The organism is Bradyrhizobium sp., assembly GCF_019244115.1.
In the GTDB taxonomy this organism is placed as follows: Bacteria; Pseudomonadota; Alphaproteobacteria; order Rhizobiales; family Xanthobacteraceae; genus Bradyrhizobium.
In genome coordinates, this window is record NZ_JAFATE010000076.1 from 1 (window position 1) to 5,787 (window position 5,787).

5 protein-coding genes are annotated in these 5,787 nt (G+C 66.3%); 1 reads left to right on the forward strand and 4 read right to left on the reverse strand.

Going from position 1 to position 5,787, the window contains the following annotated elements; translation table 11 throughout:
- Positions 1-377 precede the first annotated feature (377 nt).
- The gene (gene rsmD, locus JOZ76_RS03550) at positions 378-932 is read left to right on the forward strand and encodes a 16S rRNA (guanine(966)-N(2))-methyltransferase RsmD (RefSeq protein WP_291697244.1); all 555 of its coding nucleotides are present in this window, start codon (positions 378-380) and stop codon (positions 930-932) included.
- A 69-nt stretch (positions 933-1,001) separates the two neighbouring features.
- Here the strand turns inward: rsmD and mutL are convergent, their stop codons facing one another.
- The 4 genes from mutL to JOZ76_RS03570 all read right to left on the reverse strand — a co-directional run.
- Positions 1,002-2,816, reverse strand: coding sequence for a DNA mismatch repair endonuclease MutL (gene mutL, locus JOZ76_RS03555; protein WP_291697245.1), 1,815 nt, complete (start codon positions 2,814-2,816; stop codon positions 1,002-1,004).
- A 372-nt stretch (positions 2,817-3,188) separates the two neighbouring features.
- Entirely contained in the window at positions 3,189-3,605 is a 417-nt protein-coding gene (arfB, locus tag JOZ76_RS03560; RefSeq protein WP_291697246.1) for an alternative ribosome rescue aminoacyl-tRNA hydrolase ArfB, read from the reverse strand.
- A gap of 184 nt (positions 3,606-3,789) precedes the next feature.
- Entirely contained in the window at positions 3,790-5,238 is a 1,449-nt protein-coding gene (locus JOZ76_RS03565) for a M16 family metallopeptidase (RefSeq protein WP_291697247.1), read from the reverse strand.
- The coding region (locus tag JOZ76_RS03570; RefSeq protein WP_291697248.1) for a M16 family metallopeptidase at positions 5,160-5,787 on the reverse strand (628 nt) is incomplete at its 5' end. The genes JOZ76_RS03565 and JOZ76_RS03570, both read right to left, overlap by 79 nt.

Consider the following 5,787-nt stretch of genomic DNA (forward strand, 5'->3'; position numbering starts at 1 on the left):
GAGCGCGGTCTGCTCCCCTCCCCCTTGCGGGCAGGGCAATCGCATATGGCGTTTGAACGCTGGCGGTGCGCTCCCTCCCCCGCTTGCGGGGGAGGGCTGGGGTGGGGGCGTCGTGCGAAAAAGGCTGCAGCGGAGGCCAGGGCGGCCCCCCCCCCCCGCGCAAGCGCGGCGACCTCCCCCGCCAGCGGGGGGGGCAAACGGAGAGAGCGCCACTCATATGCGATAGCCCTGCCCTTGCGGGGGAGGGGTAGGGAGGGGGGTACCCCACGACAGATCGGCGTTCTTGGCACCCCCACCCCCAACCCTTCCCCGCAAGGGGGAGGGGAGCGCACCCTCCGCACGGCACCGGCTCGCGCGAGACAGACGAGCGCGTAGCCGTGCGCATCGTGGGGGGACGATTGCGAGGCCGCAACCTCGCCTCACCTTCATCGCGCGACATCCGCCCGACCGCGGACCGCCTGCGCGAATCCGTTTTCAACATCCTGACGCATGCCTATGGCGATCCGATCGCCGGCGCGCGTGTGCTCGACCTGTTTGCCGGCACCGGCGGGCTCGGCATCGAGGCGGTCTCGCGCGGCGCCGCCTTCGCGCTGTTTGTCGACAATGGCGCGGAGGCGCGCGCGCTGCTCCGCAACAATGTCGAGGCGCTCGCGCTCGGCGGGGTGACAAAAGTGTTTCGCCGCGATGCTACCAATCTCGGGCCGGCGCATCCGGTCGAACCGTTCTCGCTCGTCTTCCTCGATCCGCCCTATGGCAAGGGACTGGCCGAAAAGGCGTTGGTTTCATTGCGTGATGGCGGCTGGCTCACGCCGGGTGCGCTGCTTGTCGTTGAGGAACAGACGACCGCCGCGTTCAAAACGCCTGATGGTTTCGAGGAGCTGGAGCGGCGCGCCTATGACGACACCGAGTTCGTGTTCTTGCGGATTCTGTAGCCCACCATCCCTCCGCGACCGTTGGCGACAATGGTTGGCACGCTGCGCTTTGCCCAGCCCTACCGCTCGTCATCGTCGCCCGAACAGCTTCTCGACGTCGGAAAGCTTGAGCTCCACATAGGTCGGCCGGCCGTGGTTGCACTGGCCGGAATTCGGCGTTGCTTCCATTTCGCGCAAGAGCGCGTTCATCTCGTCGGGCTTCAGGCGGCGGCCCGCGCGCACCGAGCCGTGGCAGGCCATGGTGGCCGCGACATGCAACAGCCGCCGCTCCAGCGGCAGCGCTTCGTCCCATTCCTCCATGTGCTCGGCGAGGTCGCGCAAAAGGCCGCGTGCGTCGGTCTTGCCGAGCAGCGACGGCGTCTCGCGCACGGCGACCGCGCCGGGTCCAAACGACTCGATCGCAAGCCCGAATGAGGTGAGCTCCTCGGTGCGCGCGAGCAGCCGCTCGACCGTCGCTTCATCCATCTCGACGATTTCGGGGATCAGCAGGATCTGTCGCTCGACGCCGCTGCGTTCCAGCGAGGCCTTCAATCGTTCATAGACGATGCGTTCATGCGCGGCGTGCTGGTCGACGATGATCAGCCCGTCGCGGGTCTGCGACACGATGTAGGTCTCGTGGATTTGCGTGCGCGCGGCGCCCAGCGGGCGATCGACGAGGTCGGTGTTTGGCGCGTCCTCGAAGCGCACATCTGCACTGGGTGCACCGACGTCGAACGCGGCCTGGTCGCGCTCGGCCAGCAGCGGCGCGGTCGCGCCTTCGAACGACGCAATCGAACTGACCGGAAACGACGGCGAGCGCCGCCAATCCCAATTGACATTGTTGCGCGGGGGGAAGGCCGGCCGGAGTGCGGCGATGGCGCTGCCGCCGTCATTGGCGGCGGTGCGCTTGCCCTCGCGCGCCAGCCCATCCTTCAGCGCGTGCACGATCAGGGCCCGCACCAGCCCGGCGTTGCGGAACCGCACCTCCGTCTTTGCCGGATGCACATTGGCGTCGACCTCGCGCGGATCGAGCGTCACGAACAGCGCGACGACCGGATGGCGGTCGCGCGGCAGGTAGTCGGAGTAGGCTGCGCGCACCGCGCCGAGGATCAGCTTGTCGCGCACGGGGCGGCCATTGACGAACAGATATTGCCCGAGCGCATTGGCGCGGGTGAGCGCGGGCGCCGCGGCAAAGCCCTCGACCGCGACGCCATCGCGCTCGGCGCCCACGTCGATCGCATGCTCGCGAAAGTCCGCCCCCAAAATATCGCCGAGCCGGGCGAGCCGGCCGGGGGCGCCGGGCAGTGCCGCGGCCCAGGTGACGGGAGCCCGCTCTTCGCCAGCCAATGTGAAGGCGATCTCGGGCCGCGCCATCGCCAGCCGCCGCACCACGTCGCGGATCGCCTCGGCCTCGCTGCGCTCCGATTTCAGGAATTTCAGGCGTGCCGGCGTGGCGTAGAACAGATCGGCGACCTCGACCCGCGTTCCCAGGCCGAGCGCTGCCGGCATGATGTCCGACTTTGCGCCACCCGCGACCGACAGCGCCCAGGCGTGGGCTTCGCTCTTCTGGCGCGTCGTGATCGCAAGCTTTGCCACTGCGCCGATCGAAGGCAACGCCTCGCCGCGAAATCCCAGCGTGCGAATCTGCAGCAGGTCTTCGTGGTCGAGTTTTGAGGTCGCGTGCCGTTCGACCGACAGTGCGAGGTCGGCACGTGTCATGCCGCTGCCGTCGTCGGTGATGACAATTTTTCGCCGGCCGCCGCCTTCGGTGAAGATGTCGAGCCGGCTCGCGCCGGCATCGATCGCATTCTCCACCAGCTCCTTGACCACGCTCGCAGGCCGCTCCACCACCTCGCCGGCGGCGATGCGGTTGACGACCTGTTCGGGAAGCTGGCGGACCGGCATGAGTTCTGATCGGCAATCGATTCGACACGCTGTCGCATTCTAGCCAGTGTGGCGGAAAATGTACGCGACAGGAACTACAATAGCGGCACGCCTCCTGGCGAATCAGCAGCTCAGGACGTGTCCTGATATCCTGTCATCGACCCGAGCACGCAGCTGTGAAGGTGGAACCTTCACTGTATACGATCATCTGCTCCACCAACATTGTGAGGCCGAAAATCAAGACGTACGCGCGGCGAGAGTTTGATGCGGAACATCATGCGTGCTTGATGGACGATCCAGGTCATACCTGTGGACGCGCCACTGACCTCTCACTTCGTCATGGCCGGGCTTGTTCTTGCACAAGCGCGGGCATGACGGCTGAAGCCGTTGCTATCAGTCATCAAAACCGCGGCCGCGACGCGCCTTGATGTCGCCGCGGCGTTTCTTGCCTTCGAGGCGGCGCTGCTTCGATGCGTGTGTCGGTCTGGTCGGCCGTCGCGGTTTTGGGCGCTCCATCGCGGCGCGCAGCAGCTCGAGAAGCCGCTCGATCGCGTCCGCGCGATTGCGCTCCTGCGTGCGGAAGCGCTGCGCCTGGATCACAATGACGCCGTCTTTGGTCATGCGTTGGCCAGCCAGGCGCTCGAGGCGCGCCGCTGCGTCGCCCGGCAATGCGATGCGGCGGGTGTCGAGGCGGAGCTGCGCCGAGGTCGCCACCTTGTTGACGTTCTGGCCGCCTGGGCCGGACGCGCGGACGAATCCGATCTCGATGTCGTTCTCGTCGATTGAGAGGTCGCGCGTAATCCGCAGCATGGTTACACCGGTGGTCCGTTGGAGTCGGTGCGCAACATAGCGGTTTTGCGGAGAAGTCGCTGCGATAGCTCCCTCTCCTTGCGGGGAGGGAGGCCTAAAACTCCGAGCCTTCACGAAGTACCTCCCTCCGTCCCCTCGCTCCCAAACGGGGAGGGGAGGAGAGAGTGCAAGGCAGAGGTCGATATCAATCCGCCTTGACCGGTGCGGTTGCAGCCGCCGGCTGCGCGACGGCCTGCGGGGCACGGCCGACCACGACGGTGAGGAGGTCCTGCCCCCACAGGCGTCGCGCCGCCTTCTTGGCGTCATCCAGCGTCACGGCATCGATCATGGCGTTACGCTTCTCGATGTAGTCGATCGGCATCCTGTCGAGCTGATATTGCAGGAGCGCCTGGGCCAGCTTCGCGGAGGTGTCGAGCTGCAGCATCTGCGAGCCCTTCAGGTAGGACTTGGCCTCGTCCAGTTCCTCCTGGGTTGGGCCTTCATCGGCGATCCGGCGCACTTGCTGCTCGATTGCCCGCAGCGTTTCGCCGGCGCGGTCGGCGCGCGTGCCAGTATTGCCGATGAACAGCGCGGAGTGCTGCATCCAGGAGAGCGCGCCATAGACGGAGTAGGCGAGCCCGCGCTTCTCGCGAACTTCGTGGTAGAGCCGCGATGACGGGCCGCTGCCGCCCAGAACCTGGTTGACGACATAGGCGGCCATGAAATCGGAATCATTGCGCATGATCCCGGGGCTGGCGAAGCTGATCACAGTTTGGGGAACGTCGAGCGGAATGTAGGCGCGTTGCGGAGGTTTTGCCGCGATGATGTCGGGGACTGGAACGAGATCGGCCTTGGCTGGCAGGCCGCCGAAAGTCAGGTCCAAAAGCTTGCCGAGCGTGCCGGGGTCGATGTCGCCGACCACGGCGATCTTCAGCGTGTCCCTGGCGATGACGCGGCTTTTGTAGGCCTTCAGGTCGTCGACCGTGACGCTCGGCACACTGTCCAGCGTGCCAGAGGCCTGGTGACCATAGGGATGGCTGCCGAAGGCGAGCTCCAGCAATTTGCGGCCCGCCAAAGACGAGGGACTGCTGGTTTCGCGTCGCAGGTCGGACATGATCTGGGAGCGGACGCGTTCGAGATCGTCCTTGTCGAAATGCGGCGAAGTCAGTGCCGTCCTGAGCAGCTCGAAAGCCTCCTCCTTGTTGTCGCGGAGCATGCGCAACGATCCGCGGAAGGTGTCCCGCGACACGCTGAAGCCCAGGTCGATGGCACGGCGCTCGAGACGCTCGTGATAGGTCTTGGAATCGAGATCTCCCGAGCCCTCGTCCAGGAGATCGGCGACCAGATTGCCGACGCCCGGCTTGTCTGCAGGGTCCTGAGAGGCGCCGCCCGCAAAAGCGTATTCCATCGCAATCAGCGGCACGGTGGCATCCTGCACGAACCATGCTTCGATGCCGCCGGGGGAGATCAGATGCTGGATCTTTGCTGCAGCCTGCGAGGGCGTTGCGGGCAGCAGCGCAGCCGTGAGCAGGATGGCGATCGCCGCGATGTGCCGCGCGAGGCTCGGGTGTTTCTTCACGAACGCTTCTCCTCGTGCTTCGCGGTCACGTCCTTGATCAGATAGCCGGTGACGGAACGTTTCTTGTCCAGCCATTTTTGCGCGGCCGCGCTGACCTGTTCGGCGGTCACGGCGCGAATGCGGTCCGGCCAGCTGCGGATGTCCTGGATGCCCAGACCAGTGGTGAGCGCGCCGCCATACCAGCGCGCCAGCGTGGCCTGGTTGTCCTGGGCGTAGATCGCTTCCGCGATGAGCTGGGTCTTCACCCGCTCGAGGTCCTCCGCGCGTGGCGGGTTTTGCGCAAGCCCTGCGATCAGGTCGTCGACGATCCGCTCGACGTCGGCAAAGGCGACGCCCGGTTTCGGGGAGGCCGAAATCGAGAACTGGGTCGCGTCGAGCGAGGTCGAGGAATAGGCCGCGCCGGCATTGACCGCGAGCGGACGATCGACCACCAGCGCGCGGTACAGATACGAGTTGCTGCCTGAGCCCATCAACTGGGCCAGCACCTCCAGCGCCGCGCTCTCGCCCGGGGCGGCGGTGGTGGCTGAGGGCACGAGATAAAATCGCCTGACGGTCGGCTGTTCGACACGCCGATCGGATAGCGTCACGGTGCGCGGCGCAACCGGCTCCGGCTCCTGCGGACGG

Coding starts and splice junctions, on each gene's coding strand:
- arfB (WP_291697246.1), bottom strand. CDS start 3,605: ATGCTGCGGATTACGCGCGACCTCTCAATCGACGAGAACGACATCGAG.
- mutL (WP_291697245.1), bottom strand. CDS start 2,816: ATGCCGGTCCGCCAGCTTCCCGAACAGGTCGTCAACCGCATCGCCGCC.
- JOZ76_RS03565 (WP_291697247.1), bottom strand. CDS start 5,238: ATGGCTGGACAAGAAACGTTCCGTCACCGGCTATCTGATCAAGGACGT.